This window comes from Streptomyces sp. NPDC001634 (assembly GCF_040298185.1).
In the GTDB taxonomy this organism is placed as follows: domain Bacteria; phylum Actinomycetota; class Actinomycetes; order Streptomycetales; family Streptomycetaceae; genus Streptomyces.
On the sequence record NZ_JBEOZU010000016.1, the window covers coordinates 46,347 to 66,409 of the forward strand.

Consider the following 20,063-nt stretch of genomic DNA (forward strand, 5'->3'; position numbering starts at 1 on the left):
TCCCGGCCGTGCTCCTGATCGTCCTGGCGATGGCCGTGGCCGCGTTGGGCACACCGGCGTTTGCCACATCCTCACGGACCGGTACGGCCGCCGCCGTTCACCCGGCGGCCCTGTCGGCGAAAGCCTCCGCGGCTGACGCGTCGCTTCCGTGCGACATCTATGCCGCGGGCGGTACGCCGTGTGTGACGGCGCACTCCACGACCAGGGCGCTTTTCGCGTCGTACAACGGGCCGCTGTACCAGATCCAGCGGGCCTCCGATCACAGTTACCGCGACATCGGAGTGCTCAGCGCGGGCGGCTACGCCGACGGGGCGTCCCAGGTGTCGTTCTGCGCGGGCACGTCGTGCACGATCACGAAGATCTACGACCAGACCGCCAGGCACAACGACCTGCCGATCTCCTGGGGCGGCTACTGGAAGGGCCCCGGCCCGAACGGATCCGACGTGGGGGCCGACGCCATGGCCCTGCCCGTGACCGCGGCCGGCCACCAGGTCTTCGGCGTCAAGGTCACCCCCGGCGTCGGCTACCGGATCGACCACGCGAGCGGCGTGGCCACCGGATCCCAGCCCGAAGGTATCTACATGGTGACGTCGTCGAACTACACGAACCAGTGGTGCTGCTTCGACTACGGCAGTGGCGAGAACTCCCACACCGACACCGGCAACGCCACCATGAACGCCATCTACTGGGGCAACGCCTGCTGGTTCGGCGGATGCACCGGCACCGGCCCGTGGGTCGAAGCCGACCTGGAGAATGGCATGTTTCATACCAACACCGGCTCCAACAAAGACCCGAATAACCCGGGCGTGCACTATCCGTTCGTCAGCGCGTGGCTGAAGAACAACGGCACCAGCAACTTCACCCTCAAGTACGGCAACGGCACGAGCGGAGGTCTGACCACTACCTTCTCCGGCCCCCTGCCCAACGGCTACTCGCCGATGAAGGTCGACAGCTCCGTCCTGCTCGGCACCGGTGGCGACAACAGCCCCTCGGGCGTCGGTGAGTTCTTCGAAGGCGCGATGACGGCGGGCTACCCCTCCGACGCCACCGAGAACGCCGTCCAGGCCGGCATCACCGCCGCCGGCTACGGGGCGGGAAGCGGCGGCGGTGGCACACCGGGCGCACTGCACGCGGTAGGTGCGGGCAGATGTCTGGAGGTGCCGGGCGGGTCCACGACGCCGGGGACGCAGACACAGATCCGGGACTGCTCGGGCGGGGCGAACCAGACCTGGTCCCAGACCGCCTCCCGCGAGCTCTCCGTGTACTCCGGCAGCAGCCGGTTGTGCCTGGACGCCTCGAACCAGGGCACCAGCCCCGGCACCAAGGTCATCACCTGGCCCTGCAACGGCCAGACCAACCAGCAGTGGAACCTCAACGCCAACGGCACCATCACCAGCGCCCAGTCCGCTCTGTGCCTGGACGTGACGGGCGCCGCCACCGCCAACGGCACCCCCGTGGAGCTGTGGACCTGCAACGGCGGATCCAACCAGCAATGGTCGCTGAGCTGACCCCGTGAGCGAACGCACCCGACGCCGGGGCGGCACCCGACGGCCGCCCCGGCGTGTCACCGCGCCACATCGCCCAGTGCCGCAGCGCAGCGGCGCCCAACCGCAGGAGGATCGGATGAGGGCGAGAGCGAGACCCGGTCGTCTGGCACTGGTGGCCGGCATCGTCCTGACGCTCGTGCTGCCGCTGCTGTCGACGGCCGCGAGCCAGGCCGCCTCGGGCAAGTCGCTGAGCGTGAACCTCGCGTCGATCCGCGGGCCGTCGACCGGAGTGGGGGAGGGGTTCCTCTACGGCATCAGTGAAGACGGCAGCCAGCCGGCGGACCAGTTCCTTCAGCCGCTGGGACTGAACGCGTTCCGCGGCGGCGGATGGTTCTCCGGTGGCTGGATCAGGGACGGCTACCAGTACGGTTCGGCCACCCGGGCCGACGTCGACTCGATCATCGCTCAGGCGAAACGGCTCACCCGGCCGCCGTACCACGCCCAGTACCAGGTGCTTGTGAGCGACATCTACATCGGCGACTCGAACGGGTACACCGGCGCCGCGTCCGTGACCTTCGAGGGGCTGTCTTCCGTACCGTGGCTGGCGAACGCCGGCGGCGTGCACGTCACCGTGCACCGCATCCCGGACCAGGCGCCGCTCGGCGCCCCACAGACGGTGTACGACCAGAACGTGAGCACCTCGGGCGGCTCGATCACCGTGCCGATCACGTTCCAAGGCTCGCACGACGCGTTCTCCGTCCATCTGACACCGGCGTCGTCCAGCGACGGCGGCTTCCCGGACGGCTACCACCCACTCGTGGTCGCCAGCGACAACCTGTGCATGGACGTGTACGGCGACTCCGGCAGCGTCGGCGCCGCGATCGACCAGTGGACCTGCAACGGGCAGAGCAACCAGCAGTTCCGGTTCGTGCCCGCCTCGGGCGGCTACGGCGAACTGCGGGCCCAGAACTCCGGCCTGGACGTGGCGGTGGCCGGCAGCTCCACCGCGGCGGGCACCCCGGACATCGTCCAGCAGGCCCCCGGTACAGCGGCCAACAGCCTGTGGCTGCCCGTGCGGCAGTCCGACGGCTCCTACGGGTTCCAGAACAAGAACAGCGGTCTGTGCCTGGACGTCTACGGCGCCGGCAGTAACCCGGGACAGCAACTGGACCAGTGGCAGTGCAAGAACACGCCCGGCACGAACCAGGACTTCATCCTCCGCTGATCGACCTGCGAAAGGAACCCACCGTGTCAGCATTCAGCCGGTTGTTCCGGCGCCTGCGCGCCTCGACGGCCGTGCTCGCGGGCCTCCTCCTGACCGTCGGCGGCCTCGTGGGCACGGCCGCCGTGCCGGCCCATGCCGCCACCTCCCTCACGATCAACGGGGCGTCCGGCGGCCGGACCCTCGACGGCGTCGGCGCGATCAGCGGCGGGGGCGGCAACAGCAGACTCCTGACCGACTACCCCGAGCCCGAGCGCGGCCAGATCCTGGACTACCTGTTCCGGCCCGGCTACGGCGCCTCCCTGCAGATCCTCAAGGCGGAGATCGGCGGTGACACCAACTCCACTTCCGGGGCCGAACCGAGTCACCAGCACACCCGGTCCGACCTGAACTGCAACCGGGGCTACGAGTGGTGGCTGATGGAGCAGGCCAAAGCGCGCAACCCGGACATCAAGCTGTACGGGCTCGCCTGGGGCGCGCCCGGCTGGATCGGCGGCGGGAACTTCTGGTCCACCGACATGATCAACTACCTGGTCTCGTGGCTGGGATGCGCCGAACAGCACGGGCTGAGCATCGACTACCTCGGTGGGTGGAACGAGCGAGGCTACAACGTCTCCTGGTACGAGCAGCTGCGCGGCGCGCTCGACAGCAACGGCTACGGCAAGGTCAAGATCGTCGCCGCTGACTCGGACTGGTCCGTGGCGGGCGACATCAACTCCAACCCGGCGTTCGCCTCCGCGGTGAGCGTCATCGGCACGCACTATCCCTGCGGCTACCGGTCGTCCCAGTCCAACTGCTCGGTGCCGTCGGCCGCCACATCGTCCGGCAAGGCGCTGTGGGCGAGCGAGAACGGCTCGGACGACTACAACGGGGGAGCGCAGGCCGTGGCCCGCGGCATCAACCGTGGATACATCGACGGCCGGATGACCGCGTACCTCAACTGGCCGGTGGTCGCCGCGATCACGCCCAACCTGCCCTACCCCACCATGGGTCTCGCCCTGGCCTCGCAGCCCTGGTCCGGCCACTACACGATCGGCAAGAACGCCTGGGTGATGGCACAGACCAGCCAGTTCACCGCCCCGGGGTGGCACTACCTCGACGCCTCCAGTGGTTACATCGGCGGCAACCGGAACAACGGCAGCTACGTCTCGCTGAAGTCCACGAACAACTCCGACTACTCCACGGTCATCGAGACGATGGACGCCGGCAGCGCCCAGACGCTGAACTTCAACGTCACCGGCGGGCTGTCCACCAAAACCGTCCATGTCTGGTCGACGGACGTCAACTCCAACAATCCGGCCGACTACCTCGTGCACACCACGGTCGTCACCCCGTCTGGCGGCGGTTTCAGCCTGACCGTGCAGCCCCATCGCGTCTACACCCTGACCACCACGACCGGACAGGGCAAAGGCACCGCCACCAGTCCTGCCCAGGGCACGATGAGCCTGCCGTACAGCGACTCCTTCGACAGCTACGCCACCGGCACCGAGGCGAAGTACCTCATGGACTGGCAGGGCGCTTTCGAGGCGGTGGGCTGCGGCGGCGGCCGCAGCGGCAAGTGCGTGCGCCAGATGAGCCCGCAGAAACCGATCACCTGGGACGCGCTGTCCGATCCGCACGCCCTGCTCGGTGACGTGAGCTGGAGCAACTACACCGTCTCATCCGACGTGATGCTCGAACAGCCGGGATACGCCGAGCTGATCGGCCGTGCCAACGCACAGGACTACGGCAGCACCGGAGGGCTGAACGCCTACCACCTGCGGGTGAGCGACACCGGAGCCTGGTCGATCCTGAACTCGAACACCAACGGAAACGTCTCCACCCTCGCCCACGGCACCACCACGGCGCTGGGCACCGACCGGTGGCACACCCTGGCCCTCACCTTCTCCGGCAACACCGTCACCGCCGTCATCGACGGTTCCACGGTGGGTTCCGTGAACGACTACACCTGGGCCGGCGGCCAGGTCGGCTACGCGACCAGCCAGAGCGAGACGGCACAGTTCGACAACCTGTCCATCACCCCCGGCAGCGGCGGAACCGGCGGCGGCACGACCGCAGCGATCGTCGGAGTCGGCTCCGGCAGGTGCGTGGACGTGCCGAACCAGTCGCAGACGTCGGGCACCCAGGTGGAGCTGTGGGACTGCAACGGCGGCAGCAACCAGCAGTGGACCAGCACCCCGGCCGGTGAGCTGCGGGTCTACGGCGGCGACTGCCTGGACGCCGCGGGCCAGGGCACCAGCCCCAGCACCAAGGTGGACATCTGGACCTGCAACGGCGGCAGCAACCAGAAGTGGACGATCAACGCCGACGGCACGATCACCGGTGCCCAGTCCGGCCTGTGCCTGGATGCCACGGGCGCGGGAACGGCCAACGGCACCTTGCTGGAGCTGTGGACCTGCAACGGCGGCAGCAACCAGAAGTGGACGCGCAGTTGATCAGGTGACCGACTGACGATCCTCCTGAGCCACCCCCGTCAATCCCTCTGAGAGGCCCCGCATGACTTCGTCCTCCCTCCCGATCAGCCGGCGCCGTCTGCTGGCAGCGGTCGGCGCGGCCACGGCCTTCGGCCTGCTGCGGTTCGCACCCGAGGCCGCCGCGACCGACGGCCCCGGAAGCTACACCGCGAGCTGGTCGTCCGTGGACCAGCACCCCCCGGCCCCGGCCTGGTTCCAGGACGCCAAGTTCGGCATCTACTACCACTGGGGCGTCTTCAGCGTTCCCGCGTTCGGGAACGAGTGGTATCCGCGCAACATGTACATCGGCGGCTCGGCCGAGAACCGGCACCACATCGCCACCTACGGCGACCCCTCGGTGTGGCCGTACAACAACTTCATCGACGGCGCCCGGGACAAGGCCGGCAACCACGTGCAGTTCGCCCCCAGACTGGTCTCCCAGGGCGGCAACTGGGACCCCGATGTCTGGGCGCGGCTGTTCAAGGCCGCCGGTGCAAAGTTCGCGGGCCCGGTCGCCGAGCACCACGACGGCTTCTCCATGTGGAACAGCCGCTCCAACCCGTGGAACTCGGTCCAGCACGGCCCCGGACTCGACCTCGTGGGTCTGCACGCGCAGGCCATCCGCGGGCAGGGGCTGAAGTTCATGGCCTCGCTGCACCACGCCTACCACTTCAACGGCTACTACGACCACGTGCCGTCCCAGTCGGATCCGACGTTGCGCATCCTCTTCGGTCAGCAGGGCTCGGCCGCGGAGAACAAGCTCTGGTACGACAAGCTGATCGAGGTCATCGACGGCTACCAGCCGGATCTGGTCTGGCAGGACTTCGACCTGGGCCTGGTGCAGGAGTCATATCGCCTCCAGTTCCTCGCGCACTACTACAACCAGGCGGTCTCGTGGAACAAGGACGTGGTCGCGACCTACAAGGACGGCCTGGACAACAAGGGCGAGGTCTTCGACTTCGAGCGCGGCGGCCCGGCAGGGCTGCTCAGCCCCTACTGGCTGACCGACGACAGCATCTCCTCCTCCAGCTGGTGCTACACGGTGGGCATCGGCTACTACTCGACGCAGGCACTGCTCCACTCGCTGATCGACCGGGTCAGCAAGGGCGGCAGCATGCTGCTGAACATCGCCCCGATGGCCGACGGCACCATTCCCTCTGGGCAGCAGTCCATCCTGCTCGCCATGGGCGACTGGCTCGGCCGCTTCGGAGAGGCGGTCTACGCCACCCGCTCCTGGGCCAGTTACGGCGAGGGCCCCACCCAGATGGGCGGAGGCTCGTTCAGCGGACCGGTGGCCGGCAAACCGCAGGACATCCGGTTCACCCGCAGCCAGGACAACAAGGTGCTCTACGCCACCGCGCTGGGCTGGCAGGGCGGCACCATGACCATCACCACGCTGAACTCGAACCAGATCAACCTCAGCAGCCTGACGGGCGCGCAACTCCTGAACAACGCCGTCGGCACCTACGTCAACCTCCCCGCACCGGCCCAGGACGCTTCCGGCCTGCACCTCACCATGCCCTCGTCCAACCCGCCGTTCAGCGCCCTGGCGTACACGGTCAAGCTCACCTTCTCCGGTGAGATCCCCGTCCTGGGCGCGCCGGGCGGCTCCACCACCTGGGTGAAGATCGCCAACGTGACCAGCGGACTGGTGCTCGACAGCGGGGGCAACGTAGCCTCCGGCTCCAACCTCAAGCAGTGGAACTACGACGGGAGCACCAACCTGCAGTGGCAGCTGATCGACCTCGGCAACGGCTACTACCGCATCATGAACCGCACCAACGGCATGGCCGCCGACAGCTGGGGCAACTCCGCCAACGGCGCTCCCGCCCGCCAGGAGGCGTGGAACGGCGGCAACAACCAGCAGTGGTCGCTCAACAGCCTCGGTGGCAACCGCTACCAGATCGTCAATCGGGGCACTGGCACCGCCCTTGACGGCAGCGGCAGCACCACGGTCGGCTCCACCACGGTGATGTGGACGCCGAACTCCAGCACGAACAACGAATGGACCATCACCGCCGTCTGAACCGCCCCAGCGAACAGTGCTTGGAACCACATCACCGAATCGGTTCGACGCAGTACTGCGCCCGAGGATGGGTGGCCAAGGCGGTCATGGCCTGTGCACTTCGACGACCCTGCAGCGGCACAGAAGTGAACTCACGTGAGGGCAGTTGACCCGCCTCGGTCGCGGTCCTACCACCCAGCGAGCGGATCGGCGAACGATTCGACCTCTCGAACGAACCCTCGACGAGCGACGGCCCACCGCCTCGGAGGCTTCGAGCCCAGGCTCTTGTCATTCGTTGTGGTGTCACCGCCGCACACCGCACCCGCTTCCGGCCGACCGACGCTCCCTGACCATCCCTCGACTACGGAAGAAGGAGTGTATGAAACGCAAACAGCTCTTGGCGTCCATCGCGGCTGCGGTACTTCTCGTCCTGGCAGCCGCGGGCACCTCGTTCAGCAGTGGCCTTGGCGCGCCCACGTCTGCCACGACGACCGGCGCCGTCCCGGCGAGCGCCGGCTGTGGCAAGGCCCCAACGCTGACGAGTGGTACACACACGATTCAGAGCGGCGGCCAGACGCGCAGTTACATACTGCGGGTTCCTGCCGGCTACGACAGCAACCATCCCTACCGGCTGATATTCGGTTTCCACTGGCGGGGCGGCACGGCCAACGATGTCGACTCGGGCGGAACGGACGGGTACAACTGGTCCTACTACGGCCTCCGGCGCCTGGCCGACAACGCGAACAACAGCACGATCTTCGTCGCCCCCCAGGGCAACGGCAACGGCTGGGCCAACCCCGGAGGCCAGGACGTGGCCTTCGTCGACGCGATGGTCAGTCAGATCGAAACAGGTCTGTGCGTCGACACGACCCAGTTGTTCTCCGCCGGTTTCAGCTACGGCGGCGCGATGTCGTACGCCCTGGCCTGCTCCCGTGCGACGGTCTTCCGTGCGGTCGCGGTCTACTCCGGCGCGAACCTCAGCGGGTGCAACGGCGGCACTCAGCCCATCGCCTACATGGGTCTGCACGGCATCAGGGACAATGTGCTGCCCATCTCGTCGGGACGGGAACTGCGCGACACCTTCGTCCGGAACAACGGCTGCACCCGGCAGAACCCGCCCGAGCCGGCCTACGGAAGCCTGACGCACATCATCACCACCTACTCCGGATGCAGGTCCGGATACCCCGTCGTCTGGGCCGCGTTCGACGGAGCGGGCCACGACCCCGGTCCCATAGACGGCTCCACCGGTGACGGCTGGCGCACCTGGACATCGGCAGCGGTGTGGCAGTTCTTCACACAGTTCGGCTCGAATCCGCCACCGCCACCGTCCTCCGGCAACCAGGAGATCGTCGGCCAGCAGTCGGGACGCTGCCTCGACATCAACAACTCCACCACGGCCAACGGCACGCAGGCACAACTGTGGGACTGCAACGGCGGCTCCAACCAACGGTGGACCTACACCGCCGGAAAGCAGCTGGTTGTTTACGGCAACAAGTGCCTGGGCGCCGGCCAGGCAGCGGGCAACGGCGCCCCGACGGCGATCTGGGACTGCAGCGGACAGGCAGACCAGCAATGGAACATCAATCCCGACGGCACGATCACAGCAGTGCAGTCGGGGCTCTGCCTGGACGCCAACGGCCAGGGGGCCGCCAACGGGACGAAAGCCCAGCTATGGAGTTGCACGGGCGGTGCGAACCAGCGCTGGCGCCTGGAGAACTGAAACGCCGGGGCCAGGCACAGCACCGTGCGGGCCTGGCCCCACAGACCTCGGCACGCCAAGCGTCGTGGAGCACGGCGGGTTTGCCGTCAGCAGGCTGTGCACGTGGGGGTCACCGTGCGGCGGGCTTGCACACGACGATCAACGTCCGACACAGGCCGGTGCGTTTCGCAGCAGCCCGAAGACGCCCGGCGGCACCGGTCTTTCAGAAGGTCTCGCAGGACCGGGAAGCCACGTGGGGTCAGCCCGGTGCCCACCGGACCGCTACGAACCGCACCACATCGACAGTCCGGACAGCCTCTGACGGGGCCAACCGGAACCGCTCACTCAAGGATTACGAGGTCCCCATGCGCAGACGAAGTTTCAGCCGCAGACATCTGTCTGTGGTGTTCGCCGCGGCGGTTGCGGCCCTGGTCGCGTTGGCGGCGACGCTCTTCGCCAACCCGGCTCAGGCGGCAACCAGCGGCGCCTTGCGCGGTATTGGTTCCGGCCGGTGTCTCGATGTGCCGAACGCCAGCCAGACCGACGGCACGTACCTGCAGATCTGGGACTGCTCGGGCGGGACCAACCAGCAGTGGACGTTGACGGACAGCAACCAGCTGACCGTGTACGGCAACAAGTGCCTGGATGTTCCGGGCCACGCCACCGCGGCCGGTACCCGGGTGGAGATCTGGTCCTGTAACGGCGGTGCGAACCAGCAGTGGCGGGTGAACTCCGACGGCACGATCGTCGGCGTGGAGTCCGGGCTGTGCCTGGACGTTACGGGCGCCGGTACGGCCAACAGCACGGCGGTGGAGATCTGGACGTGCAACGGCGGCAGCAACCAGAAGTGGACCGGCCTGTCCGGGACGCCGGGCGGCACCTGTTCTCTTCCATCGACGTACCGGTGGACGTCGACGGGTGTGCTGGCGCAGCCGGCGAACGGGTGGGTCTCGCTGAAGGACTTCTCCAACGTGGTGTACAACGGCAAGCACCTGGTCTACGCATCGAACGTGTCGGGATCGGGGTACGGCTCGATGATGTTCAGTCCCTTCACGAACTGGTCGGACATGGCGTCGGCCGGCCAGACCGGGATGAACCAGTCCACGGTGGCACCCACCCTGTTCTACTTCGCGCCCAAGAACATCTGGGTGCTGGCGTCCCAGTGGGGTGCGTGGCCCTTCTTCTACCGCACGTCGAGCGACCCCACCAACCCCAACGGCTGGTCCGCGCCGCAGCCGCTGTTCACCGGCAGCATCCCCAACTCCGCCCCGATCGACCAGACCCTGATCGCCGACGACCAGAACATGTACCTGTTCTTCGCCGGTGACAACGGCAACATCTACCGGGCGAGCATGCCGATCGGGAACTTCCCGGGCAACTTCGGCTCGTCCTACACGACGGTCATGAGCGACTCCACGAACAACCTGTTCGAGGCGCCACAGGTCTACAAGGTCAAGGACCAGAACCAGTACCTCATGATCGTCGAGGCGATAGGTGCGAACGGGCGCTACTTCCGCTCGTTCACGGCCTCCAGCCTGAGCGGTTCGTGGACCCCGCAGGCCAGCAGCGAAACCAACCCCTTCGCGGGCAAGGCCAACAGCGGTGCCACCTGGACCAACGACATCAGCCACGGTGACCTGGTCCGCAACAACCCCGACCAGACCATGACCATCGACCCCTGCAACTTGCAGTTCCTCTACCAGGGCAAGTCCCCCAACGCGGGCGGCCCCTACGACCAACTGCCGTGGCGGCCGGGTGTTCTCACCCTGCAGCGCTGACCCGCCTGATCCACGGTGATCGCGATGTGGTGCGGTCTGCCGGCGCGTAGACGAGCGGTTCACTGCGCGGGCAACTCCACCTGCTGACCGATATGCACCACCTCGAGGAACCCCAGCCCTGTGCCGGCTGGGGTTCCTTGTCGTCCTCGCCGTCGCCCTCCTCGACGCGTCGTCTTCCCTGCTGCGACTACGCGATCACATCCTGACCATGAGCGAACGACCGGCGCGCAAGCCGCTGTGGACTTTGAGAATCAAGAACGGCTTGTAGCCGGACATCCACATGACCCCCGAGGAGGGCATGCGCGCCCACCTCGACCTCCAGGGCGGCCGGCCGCACGGGGTGCTGCTGCCGATCCACTGGGGCACCTTCAACCTCGCTCCGCATCCCTGGGCCGAACCCGGGGAGTGGACGAAGGACGTCGCCGAGGAGGCGGGACAAGCGGTGGCGTTCCCCCGGCCCGGCGAGCCGTTCGAGCCGGCGGGAAAGCTTCCTGCGGACCCCTGGTGGCGGGCGGTGTCTGCGCCTGTGGCGCACCCGTGGCGCCGCGGTGTGGGCCCGGATACCGCACGGGAGACCGCTCGCGGCGATCTCGATCTTGCGGGCGAGCGGTGACGCCTGCCGGTCGAGAAGGGCGCGACGCGCGTGAGCACCCCCGTATCAGAGCCGCTGATGCCGTTGACCCGGCCGTGACCGACTCCGTTGAGTCGCCGCGCGGAGCGCGTGGCGACCTCGGGCCTGCGGTGCTGCTGGGGATGAGGCCTTTGCCCCGGGCCTCTGTGCGTCGCTAGGCGGCCCCATGCGCTCCGCTGTCCGAACTTCGTCGGCAGCGGGGCGCTGGGCTCACGGCCCCCTCTAGGATCGGATGCTCGTCGTGATCTCGGAGCAGAAGGCTGAACAACAGTGACGGACGGCCGAGTTGTCATCGTGACCGGTGGAGGTACAGGCATTGGAGCGGCCACCGCCAGGTTGCTGCGCGAGGGTGGGCACCACGTGGTCGTCTCGGGGCGGCGGCCCGAACCGCTGCGGCACCTCGAGCGGGAGGCCGGGGCGCTGGCGTATCCGTCCGATGTGGGTGACCCGGAGGCCGCCGAGGGTCTCGTCCGCACGGCCTTGGCTGCGTATGGGCGACTCGACGGACTTGTGCTCAATGCGGGCATCGGGCGCAGCGGAGCGGTCGGGGACCTGTCGTTGGCAGACTGGGACGAGGTGATGCGGACGAACGTGACCGGTCCGCTCCTGCTCCTGCGTGCGGCGATCCCGCACTTGCTGGAGGCACGTGGATCGGTGGTTGCCGTCGCGTCGGTGTCCGCACTGCGCAACGGTGCGAGCAACGCCGTGTACGCCACCTCCAAGGCGGCCTTGCTGCAGCTCTGCCGCTCCCTCGCCGTCGACTACGGGCGTCAGGGGCTGCGTGCCAACACCGTGTGCCCCAGTTGGGTCCGCAGCGAAATGGCCGACCGGCGCATGGCGCGCTTCGCCGTCGAAGCGGAGTTGAAGGACGGCAGCGTCGAGTCTGCGTACGAGGAGGCGACCAGGCTCCTGCCCATGGGCCGGCCGGGCGAACCGCGTGAGGTCGCGGAGGCGATCAGTTGGCTGCTCTCTCCGGCGGCGTCCTACGTCAATGGCGCGGTGCTCACCGTTGACGGCGGGGCAACGGCCCTTGATCCCGGGACCCTCGCGTTCGATTTCCGTATCGCACCACGCGGCGAAGCGGAACTCTGACGAGAAGGCCGGTCGCAGCGGGGGAGTGCATCGGCCCCTGACCGACGCGATGGACGCGGTGCCGCAAGGCGATCGACTTGCACACCTGCGGGGAAACGGTCGCAGCACCCCCTGTAGGTAGGTCAGCTGCGGCCTGGCGAGCGCCACTTGGGGTACCGCACCCACAACCCGTACTCCGTCGGCGAGCCGTCCGGGCCCGGCTGCACCACGGGCGCAATAGCCGTTGGCTTGCGCCCCCACCCCGTCCTGGAAGAAGCCGCACTGACGGACGAGGCATGGCTGTCCGCCGTGCTCGACGCCGAAGTGGCCCTCGCCTGCGCCCAGGCGCGCATCGGGATGATTCCCCACGGGTCGCCGAGTCCGTCAGCCCGTAGTGAGCACCATCCGGAAGCGGGCGGCTCCGGAGAGCATCTTCTGATACGCCTCGGCGGCTCGGTCCAGCGGCACGATCTCGACCATCGGGCGGATCCCCTGCAGGGCGCTGAACTCCATGGTGTCCTGCACATCCTGCGCCGTGCCGGACGCATGGCCGCGGACGGTCCTGCCGCGCATGATCAGCTGGACCGGGCTGATCCCCAGCGGGTCGGGGGCCGCGCCGATGACGACCAGTTCGCCGCGGTGCGACAGTCCGTCGACGGTCGCCGTGATGGCGTCGGAGTTGCCGGCCGTGGCGAGTACGACCCTGGCTCCGCCCAGGGACTGCAGTGCCTCGGCGACGGGGGTGCCCGCCGTGCTGTCGACGTAGTGGTGGGCGCCGAGCTGCTTGGCGAGGTCGGCCTTGTCGGCTCCGCGGGCGATCGCCACGACCTCGAAGCCCATCGCGGCCGCGTATTTGACTCCCAGGTGGCCAAGGCCGCCGATGCCCAGTACGGCGATCAGATCGCCCGGCCGGGCGGAGCTGCGCCGCAACGCGTTGTAGGTGGTCACCCCCGCGCACGCCATGGGTGCCGCGTCGGTCGCTGCCAGTGCGTCGGGGATCCGGGCCAGGGCGTCGGCCGGCGCGATCACCGCCTCGGCGTAGCCCCCGTCGTACGCCCCGCCGGGGATCTTCAGGGTCTCGCACATGATGAAGTCACCTTCTCGGCACGGCCTGCAGTGGCCGCAGCTGCCGCCGAACCAGCCCACCGCCACCCGGTCGCCCACCTGCCACCCCCTGTCGGGGGTCCCTTCGCCGAGTTCTTCGATGCGCCCGGCGATCTCATGCCCGGGAACCAGCGGAAACCGGAGGCCTGGCAGCCCGGCGTTCACGAACAGGGCGTCACTGTGGCAGACACCGCAGGCGTCCACGGCAATCCGTACGTGGCCGGGGCCCGGCTTGGGCACCTCACGCTCGGCAATCTCGAACGGCCCGCCGACGGCGGGCACCTGCGCGACTCGATAGGTATTCATCTGGATCTCTCCGGAAGCGGCTACGACGATCCCCCGCAACCAGCAGACCAGCTCCGGCCCGATCGCGCGCGTCGAAGCGCGTCGAAGCCCGTCGAAAGGAACGGGAACGGGCGGGGGCTGCAGCCGTCATGTCCATGCCGCGCGATGGCCGGGGCTAGGAGTGTCTGGTTCCACAGAAGGGGCAGCTGGCGATGTTCGCCTTCATCAGCAGTGTCGGCAGCGGACTGTTGAGGATCTCATCGCGAGGAAGAGTGAGGTCGAAGTGTTGTTCGATGGCACTCAGGCATACGCGGTGAATCGCGCGGCGGTCGTCCCACCGCTCTTCAGGGTCTTCGAGGGACAGGCCGGCGGCCGTCAGTCTGGTTTCAAGAGCAGCACGGACATCCGTGTCGCCGTCGACTCGGCTGGATCCCCATGAGCCGTCGAGGTGGAGGTTGAAATGGCATACGGTGCGCCCGTCGTGCTCGTAGGAGAAGAACGGGGGAACGGGCTTGCCGTTCTCCTCCTCGTACCACAGGCGGAAGACATGAGCGGCGCCCCGCGACACGGGCGGCTCGGGGCCGAACTCTCCGTACCAGAAGCCGTGTTTGACGACGTAGGACCACTCGCCGATCTCTCCGTAGCGGAGGGCGATTGCCTCATGAGTGTCCCCGAACAGGCCGGTCATCACGTCATCCGCCTGCCGGCCGGTGAGGCTCCCGATGAAACGTGGCTTCTGCTTGTCCCGGCCGTAGCGGCTGGCGGCGAGACGTGCTGCCAGCGTCTCTCCGGCGAGGTCCTGGGCGATGACGACGCTGTATCCGCCCCAGTCGATCGACTTCGGTTCGGCGAGCCAAGTGAGTCCGTCGCTCATGTGGATCACCCCATCAGGTGCAGTCCGTTCCGCGCTGCGATGGAGGCCACAATTCCGCACTCCTTGGTTGCAGCTGTCAGCCGACGGAGTCCATGAAGTTCAGCATCCGGCGGTTGACCTCGTCCGCGTGGTCGATCTGCGGCCCATGGCCGGTGTTCGAGACGATCTCGGCTCGAGCGCCCGGAATCAGGCGCGGAATCCTCTCCACTTGCCGCCGCGGATGCACGAGAAGGCTCCGCTTGCCGAGCACCAGATAGAGCGGAGTGCGGATGACGGAGAGTTCGTCCTCGGACAGAGGCAGTGGAGCCGGGCGGCGTATGCGGTAGGCGCGGACGCCTGATCTGATCATCGTGCGCAGCTGCGGCACGATGAGGACCGGCTGCTCCAGCCAGGCCGCCAGTCGTGGGCGCAGCGCCGTGGGTGCGAAGGTTGCGAAGAGGCTGACGAAGATCCAGACGAAGAAACGCAGACCGACCTTCTTCAGGCCTCCTGGATCGAGCAGGGTGACGGAGGCGAGGCGGCTCGGCCGACGGTGTGCCTGATTGAGGGCGAGCCATCCGCCGTACGAGGAACCGATGAGGTGAACGCGGTCGAGGCCGAGTCCGGCGAGCGTCTCGTCCAGCCACTGCGCGGCGCGTTCGGGCTGGTGAATGGGTTCGTGCTGAACGCTGCGGCCCGGGTCGCCGGGAGTGTCGATCGCGTAGACGACACGTTCGGCGCTGAGCGCAGGTGTGTTCGGGTACCACATCGCAGAGCAGCTTCCGGCGCCGTGCACCAGAACGACCGGGGTGCGGGACTCGCCGGCAGGGTCGTCGGGGCCGTACCGGTACACGTGCGTCGTCCCGAAGCTGGTCTCCACGTCCGCCTGCGCGACGGCCGACGCCCCCATGGCGTACACGGCGTCGCACGCGGCGAAGTAGCGCTCACGCAGGGCGTCATTCACGTATCGCCCGACATCGGGCCGGGGACGTTCGCGGGTCGTGGGCTCAGGCACGGGCGGCCACCTCCGAAAGCGAAAACCTTGTTCGTGGTACGACCGTATCATCAAATTGATACGCCTGTACCATAAAGGCGCCCGGCCGGACCGGGCGAGGGCAGCTCGGGGGGAACGGTGGAGGAGAGGCGCGACTGATGCCGAAACGCGTGGACCACGCACAACGGCGAACCGAGATCGCCGAAGCACTGGTCCGGGTTGCGGGCCGACGCGGACTGCATGCCGTGGGGATGCGCGATGTGGCCGCGGAAGCAGGCGTGTCACTGCGGCTGGTGCAGTACTACTTCGAGACCAAGGAGAAGCTGCTGCTCTACGGGCTGCAGCATCTGACGGAGAGGTTCGGAGAGCGGGTCGCCGCCCGGGTGCGAGCGGCCGGGGACAGCCCGGGCCCGCGCGAGACGATCGAGGCACTGTTGACGGCGGCGTTGCCGACGGACGACGAGAGCCGCACCTTCCACCTCCTCTACAGCTCGTACGCGGTTCTGGCCGTGACCGACGAGGCGCTTGCCGCCCAGCCCTTCATCGCGAACCCCGATGCCGCCGAGGAGACCCTCACCGGACTCCTCCGACAGGCACAGGAGGCGGATCTCGCAGGGCCGGGCGTGGACGCGCGATGGGAAGCGGTCAGCCTGCTCGCCATGTCTGCCGGACTCGGTACCAGCGTCCTTGTCGGCCAGCGCAGCCCGGAGTCCGCGGCCGAAGTCCTGAACCGTCATCTGGACCGGATCTTCCAGGGTCGGAGCGCGCCTCGCTGACGGGACGGACGCGGTGGTGGCGGTTCCAAACGAGTCCGGTTTCTCGCGGCGGACGTAGTACGGGGCGGCTTCGACGCCGCCCTCGTCCGCTGGGCGGTCAGCGTGGCCGACGCCGAAGCGGTGCTCCGTACGGAGGCCGGTCTGGCCGCGGCGTTGGTGGCCTGGGACCTTCCGGCCGGTCGCGGGGCGGACGCCGGTCGCGGGGTGGACGACGGCGGGCCGGGCGGCGCGGCGGTCCTGCGTCGGCTCGGCCGCCGCTTCCAGGACCTGCCGGTGTTCCTGGTCATGACGGGCGAGGGCTTGCAGAACCTGCCGCTGTGGGTGTCGGAGTCGGTGGTGGGCTCCGTATGGCCACGGCGGCGTCGCGTTCTTGAAGTCGCCCGTGGGCAGGGCGTTCCACGACTGCTTCGGGGAGCGGCTGTGCGCTCGGTCCGTCTGGTCGAGCTGTTGGACACCGCCTTCCAACGGCCGCGGCGGAGCCGGTCCCCCGCCGCAGCTGTGCCACCATCGCCTGGTCCGTGGCGGCACGGAGTGGGTGCGCCCGGCCGGGTGGCGGCCGCCATGGTCACCGTCATCCCGCCCGGCATCCCCGTGCTGATGCCCGGCGAGAGCGTCGGCGGCCAGAACGGCCCACTGCTGCGCTGCCTTGCCGCGCTGGAGTCCTTCGACCGCCGCTTCCCCGGCTTCCGCAGCGAGACACACGGGGTGACGCTCGCCCCCGACACCGGCGACTGTCTGATCGAGTGTCTGCGCCCGGGGCCGGCCGAGGGCACAAGCGGCTCACTCGGCGGTCGCGCCGGGCCTCGGCACCGGCCCAGCGGCGTGACCCGGAGGCGGCAGAAGCGCCCCACTGAGACACCTCCGGCAGCAGCGCAGGGCGCCGACGGGAGTTGTTCCGTGCCGAGCGGGCGCGGAACGGCTGCCTCCGTGGTGCAGTTGAGGCATGGCCGAGTCTTCCGGCGTTCCGAAGGACTTGCGTCCACGCCGACGTCGGCGGGATCAAGACGAGGGCGAGGACCCGTCCGCCGACCGTCCGCCGTCCCGCTGGGCTGACGCCGCGCTCGCCCTGCTGCTGGCCGTGGTGGACATCATGGCCCTGGCGGGCATGGCACTCTTCATGTTCCTGGCCGGGATGTCGCACTCGGAGCCCTCCAGCCGGCCCTCGACGGGCCACGGCGTTCCGCTCCTCGTGTTCGCGCTCTTCTGGGTCGTCCCGGGGGCACTGGGGGTGTCGGCCTTCGTCCAGGCGCGTCTGAGCATGCCGATCAGCGCCACGGTTCAGGGGCTGTTCTTCGTCGTCGGCGTGGTGCTGGGCTTTGGAGCGACGCGCATGCTGCTGTCCTTCGCATGAGCCGACCGACACGCCCGGTCAGCGGGCGGCGGGGCGTCAGCGCGAGGCGGGGCGCAGGCCCGCCACCTCGTCGTAGAACGCGTCCGCCGGCGGTCCGAGGAGTTCATGGGCCTCGATGAACATCTCGTGCGCGTCGCGGCCCACCCAGCCGGCCGGGAGCAGTTCGGTCGGCAGATCGGGGTCCCGGAAGGGGAACTTGCGGTAGTCGTAGGTGAGCCGCATGCGTTCGATCAGCGCTTCCTGCGGCGTCAGACGCCTGGCCCGGTAGGAGGGCATCCGCACGCGGTAGGTGCGCAGCAGCTCGCGGTAGTCCTCGTTGAGCGCGTCCAGGTCCCAGCTGCGGGCCGCCATCTCGCGGTCGACGGGGAGACCCGAGGACTGGCAGCGCAGGGTGTCCAGGCGTACGGCGGGCTCGTCGGCGAACTTCTCGCGGACCTGCTGGAGCCGGTCGTGCGGGGAGACATAGGTGGAGGGCGCGAGCGGGCCGAAGCCCAGCCACGCAAGTTCCTTGCGGATGCGGTCGCGCACGCCGCGCTCGGTCTCGGGCACCGAGTAGATGACCATGTACCAGTGCCGGTCCCAGTCGGTCCGTACCGGGTCGAAGATGCGTGACCGGCCCTCGTCCAGCAGCTGGAGGCTGCGGGCGTTGAGCGCGTAGAGGGTCTCGCGGCCCTCGCGCCGCGCGTCGAACCAGCCCTCCTTGCGCAGCCTGGCGAGCACCACGCGCACGGTGCTCTCGCCGACGTCGAAGCACCCCATGAGCGTGCTGAGGGTGCGCAGCCGGGCGGCGCCGCCGCGGTAGCGGACGTAGTCGCCGAACAGGTCGAAGACGATCGAACGAGGCTTCACGAACACGACTATGTCATACGGCGGCCGTCGCGAGTAAGAGATGTCTCAGCCATATGCCCTTGGAAGAAGAGGGAAAGTTATGTGTCATTCCATTGACGGACGTGTTTCTGCTGACACATACTTCCGGCGTTCCGGCCACCCAGGCCGGCCGATCCTCCAGAGGAGTCGGCAATGACCCCAGAGACCGTTCAATCCGCTGTTCGCCCCGCGCCGGCAGCACGCCGCCGTCCCGAGTTCCTGGTGACCGGCCTGTGCTTCGCGATGATCGTCTTCGATGGTTACGACCTGATCGTCTATGGCGCCACGGTCCCCTCGCTGCTGCGATACGACCGCTGGACCCTCACCCCCGCCGTGGCCGGAGCGATTGGCAGTTATGCGCTCATCGGCATGCTGATCGGCGCGCTGATCGCGGGCGCCGTGACCGACGCGGTGGGGCGGCGCAGGGTCCTGCTGACCGGGGTCGCCTGGTTCTCGGCTGCCATGATCGGGTGTGCGCTGGCGCCGGACGTGACCTGGTTCGCGGCCTTCCGGTTGCTGGGCGGGATCGGTCTCGGCGGGGTGATGCCGACCGCCGTCGCACTGACCGCCGAGTACGCCGATCCCAGACGGCGCAGCCTCACCAACGCGATGATGTTCTCCGGGTACGCGGTGGGCGGCATCCTCGCGGCCGTGCTCGCCATGACGCTGATGCCGACGCTGGGTTTCCGGTTCATGTACGCGATCGGTGCGGTCCCGCTGCTGCTCGTCCCGCTGCTGGCCGGTCGCGTACCGGAGTCCCTGGCGTTCCTCGTCGCCAAGGGGCGGCACGAGGAGGCGGCCGCGACGGCGGCGCGGCTCGGAGTCGAGATCCCGGCCGGGCCACCCGTCGGGGATCGCAGGCGCGCCGGGATCGCACAGCTGGCCCGCAGAGAGCACCTCGGGCCCGTGCTGCTGTTCGCGGCGGTCAGTTTCTTCGGGCTGCTGCTGGTCTACGGCCTGAACACCTGGCTCCCGCAGATCATGCGTGCGGCGGGCTACCCGCTGTCCGGCTCCCTGCTGTTCCTGCTGGTGATGAATCTCGGCGCGGTCGTCGGATCGCTCCTCATCTCACCCCTGGGCGACCGGTTCGGCATGAAGCCGGTCACGACGGCCGTCTTCCTGGCCGCGGCACTCTCCATCACCCTGCTCGCTTTCGCGACGGCCGCGCCGCTGATGTACGCCTTGGTCGCGGTGGCCGGCTTCGGCACCATCGGTGCGCAGATCATGGTCCTGGGGTATGTGGCACAGCACTTCCCGGTCGAGGTCAGGGCCACGGCGCTCGGCTGCACACTGGGCCTCGGCCGGCTCGGTGCCATCACCGGCCCCCTGGTCGGCGGCTTCCTGCTGGACGCGAAGGTCGGCACGGCCTGGAACTTCTACGCGTTCGCCATCCCCGCAGCCCTCGCCACCGGACTGGTACTGCTGCTGCCGGGCGGGCGCCTGAGAGGACAGGCCCGGAATCTCGCTGCAACAAATCATTGACGCCC

General features: G+C 68.5%; 15 protein-coding genes and 2 pseudogenes. 13 read left to right on the forward strand and 4 right to left on the reverse strand.

Annotated elements, in window-relative coordinates:
• Positions 1-29 precede the first annotated feature (29 nt).
• The 8 genes and pseudogenes from ABT186_RS12995 to ABT186_RS13030 all read left to right on the forward strand — a co-directional run bounded on the left by ABT186_RS12995 (position 30) and on the right by ABT186_RS13030 (position 12,367).
• On the forward strand, positions 30-1,508 hold the full coding sequence (locus tag ABT186_RS12995; protein ID WP_502973195.1) for an arabinofuranosidase catalytic domain-containing protein: 1,479 nt from the start codon (positions 30-32) through the stop codon (positions 1,506-1,508).
• 115 nt (positions 1,509-1,623) lie between these two features.
• Positions 1,624-2,712, forward strand: coding sequence for an RICIN domain-containing protein (locus ABT186_RS13000; protein WP_351222362.1), 1,089 nt, complete (start codon positions 1,624-1,626; stop codon positions 2,710-2,712).
• A 23-nt stretch (positions 2,713-2,735) separates the two neighbouring features.
• Positions 2,736-5,144, forward strand: a complete 2,409-nt coding sequence (locus ABT186_RS13005) for a ricin-type beta-trefoil lectin domain protein (protein ID WP_351925016.1) — start codon at positions 2,736-2,738, stop codon at positions 5,142-5,144.
• Between the two features lie 61 nt (positions 5,145-5,205).
• Positions 5,206-7,188, forward strand: a complete 1,983-nt coding sequence (locus ABT186_RS13010) for an alpha-L-fucosidase (protein ID WP_351925018.1) — start codon at positions 5,206-5,208, stop codon at positions 7,186-7,188.
• 358 nt (positions 7,189-7,546) lie between these two features.
• Positions 7,547-8,887: a ricin-type beta-trefoil lectin domain protein gene (locus ABT186_RS13015; protein WP_351925020.1), complete on the forward strand. Its 1,341-nt coding sequence runs from the start codon at positions 7,547-7,549 to the stop codon at positions 8,885-8,887.
• 344 nt (positions 8,888-9,231) lie between these two features.
• Positions 9,232-10,644, forward strand: coding sequence for a non-reducing end alpha-L-arabinofuranosidase family hydrolase (locus tag ABT186_RS13020; RefSeq protein ID WP_351925022.1), 1,413 nt, complete (start codon positions 9,232-9,234; stop codon positions 10,642-10,644).
• Between the two features lie 268 nt (positions 10,645-10,912).
• A pseudogene (locus tag ABT186_RS13025) lies at positions 10,913-11,257 on the forward strand (MBL fold metallo-hydrolase); the annotation flags it as partial.
• A 288-nt stretch (positions 11,258-11,545) separates the two neighbouring features.
• Complete coding sequence (locus tag ABT186_RS13030; protein WP_351925025.1) at positions 11,546-12,367, forward strand: SDR family NAD(P)-dependent oxidoreductase; 822 nt, start codon at positions 11,546-11,548, stop codon at positions 12,365-12,367.
• A gap of 363 nt (positions 12,368-12,730) precedes the next feature.
• On the opposite strand, the gene ABT186_RS13035 is transcribed toward ABT186_RS13030, so the two are convergent.
• From ABT186_RS13035 to ABT186_RS13045, 3 genes are all read right to left on the reverse strand, one after another.
• Positions 12,731-13,756 carry an alcohol dehydrogenase gene (locus ABT186_RS13035; RefSeq protein ID WP_351222376.1) on the reverse strand — a complete coding sequence of 342 codons (1,026 nt, stop codon included), beginning with the start codon at positions 13,754-13,756 and terminating at the stop codon, positions 12,731-12,733.
• A gap of 154 nt (positions 13,757-13,910) precedes the next feature.
• On the reverse strand, positions 13,911-14,609 hold the full coding sequence (locus ABT186_RS13040) for a hypothetical protein (RefSeq protein ID WP_351222378.1): 699 nt from the start codon (positions 14,607-14,609) through the stop codon (positions 13,911-13,913).
• Between the two features lie 76 nt (positions 14,610-14,685).
• Positions 14,686-15,603, reverse strand: a complete 918-nt coding sequence (locus ABT186_RS13045; protein ID WP_351925027.1) for an alpha/beta fold hydrolase — start codon at positions 15,601-15,603, stop codon at positions 14,686-14,688.
• Positions 15,604-15,740: 137 nt separating this feature from the next.
• Between ABT186_RS13045 and ABT186_RS13050 the strand changes: the two genes are divergently transcribed.
• From ABT186_RS13050 to ABT186_RS13060, 4 genes and pseudogenes are all read left to right on the forward strand, one after another.
• A complete protein-coding gene (locus ABT186_RS13050; RefSeq protein ID WP_351925029.1) occupies positions 15,741-16,358 on the forward strand; it encodes a TetR/AcrR family transcriptional regulator in 618 nt (205 codons plus the stop codon).
• Between the two features lie 96 nt (positions 16,359-16,454).
• Positions 16,455-16,706: pseudogene (locus ABT186_RS47950) on the forward strand (Orn/Lys/Arg decarboxylase N-terminal domain-containing protein); the annotation flags it as partial.
• Between the two features lie 249 nt (positions 16,707-16,955).
• Complete coding sequence (locus ABT186_RS47955; protein WP_502973196.1) at positions 16,956-17,411, forward strand: Orn/Lys/Arg family decarboxylase; 456 nt, start codon at positions 16,956-16,958, stop codon at positions 17,409-17,411.
• A 25-nt stretch (positions 17,412-17,436) separates the two neighbouring features.
• Complete coding sequence (locus ABT186_RS13060; protein ID WP_351925033.1) at positions 17,437-17,709, forward strand: hypothetical protein; 273 nt, start codon at positions 17,437-17,439, stop codon at positions 17,707-17,709.
• Between the two features lie 36 nt (positions 17,710-17,745).
• Here ABT186_RS13060 and ABT186_RS13065 read toward each other — a convergent pair whose 3' ends face one another.
• The gene (locus ABT186_RS13065) at positions 17,746-18,558 is read right to left on the reverse strand and encodes a PaaX family transcriptional regulator (protein ID WP_351222385.1); all 813 of its coding nucleotides are present in this window, start codon (positions 18,556-18,558) and stop codon (positions 17,746-17,748) included.
• 171 nt (positions 18,559-18,729) lie between these two features.
• On the opposite strand from ABT186_RS13065, the gene ABT186_RS13070 reads away from it, so the two are divergent.
• On the forward strand, positions 18,730-20,058 hold the full coding sequence (locus ABT186_RS13070) for an MFS transporter (protein WP_351222387.1): 1,329 nt from the start codon (positions 18,730-18,732) through the stop codon (positions 20,056-20,058).
• The last annotated feature ends 5 nt before the right edge of the window (positions 20,059-20,063 follow it).

What these genes read in the sequence shown, in the direction of transcription:
- ABT186_RS12995 (WP_502973195.1), top strand. Translation starts at nt 30, where the DNA reads ATGGCCGTGGCCGCGTTGGGCACACCGGCGTTTGCCACATCCTCACGG.
- ABT186_RS13000 (WP_351222362.1), top strand. Translation starts at nt 1,624, where the DNA reads ATGAGGGCGAGAGCGAGACCCGGTCGTCTGGCACTGGTGGCCGGCATC.
- ABT186_RS13010 (WP_351925018.1), top strand. Translation starts at nt 5,206, where the DNA reads ATGACTTCGTCCTCCCTCCCGATCAGCCGGCGCCGTCTGCTGGCAGCG.
- ABT186_RS13015 (WP_351925020.1), top strand. Translation starts at nt 7,547, where the DNA reads ATGAAACGCAAACAGCTCTTGGCGTCCATCGCGGCTGCGGTACTTCTC.
- ABT186_RS13020 (WP_351925022.1), top strand. Translation starts at nt 9,232, where the DNA reads ATGCGCAGACGAAGTTTCAGCCGCAGACATCTGTCTGTGGTGTTCGCC.
- ABT186_RS13035 (WP_351222376.1), bottom strand. Translation starts at nt 13,756, where the DNA reads ATGAATACCTATCGAGTCGCGCAGGTGCCCGCCGTCGGCGGGCCGTTC.
- ABT186_RS13040 (WP_351222378.1), bottom strand. Translation starts at nt 14,609, where the DNA reads ATGAGCGACGGACTCACTTGGCTCGCCGAACCGAAGTCGATCGACTGG.
- ABT186_RS13050 (WP_351925029.1), top strand. Translation starts at nt 15,741, where the DNA reads ATGCCGAAACGCGTGGACCACGCACAACGGCGAACCGAGATCGCCGAA.
- ABT186_RS47955 (WP_502973196.1), top strand. Translation starts at nt 16,956, where the DNA reads ATGCCCGGCGAGAGCGTCGGCGGCCAGAACGGCCCACTGCTGCGCTGC.
- ABT186_RS13070 (WP_351222387.1), top strand. Translation starts at nt 18,730, where the DNA reads ATGACCCCAGAGACCGTTCAATCCGCTGTTCGCCCCGCGCCGGCAGCA.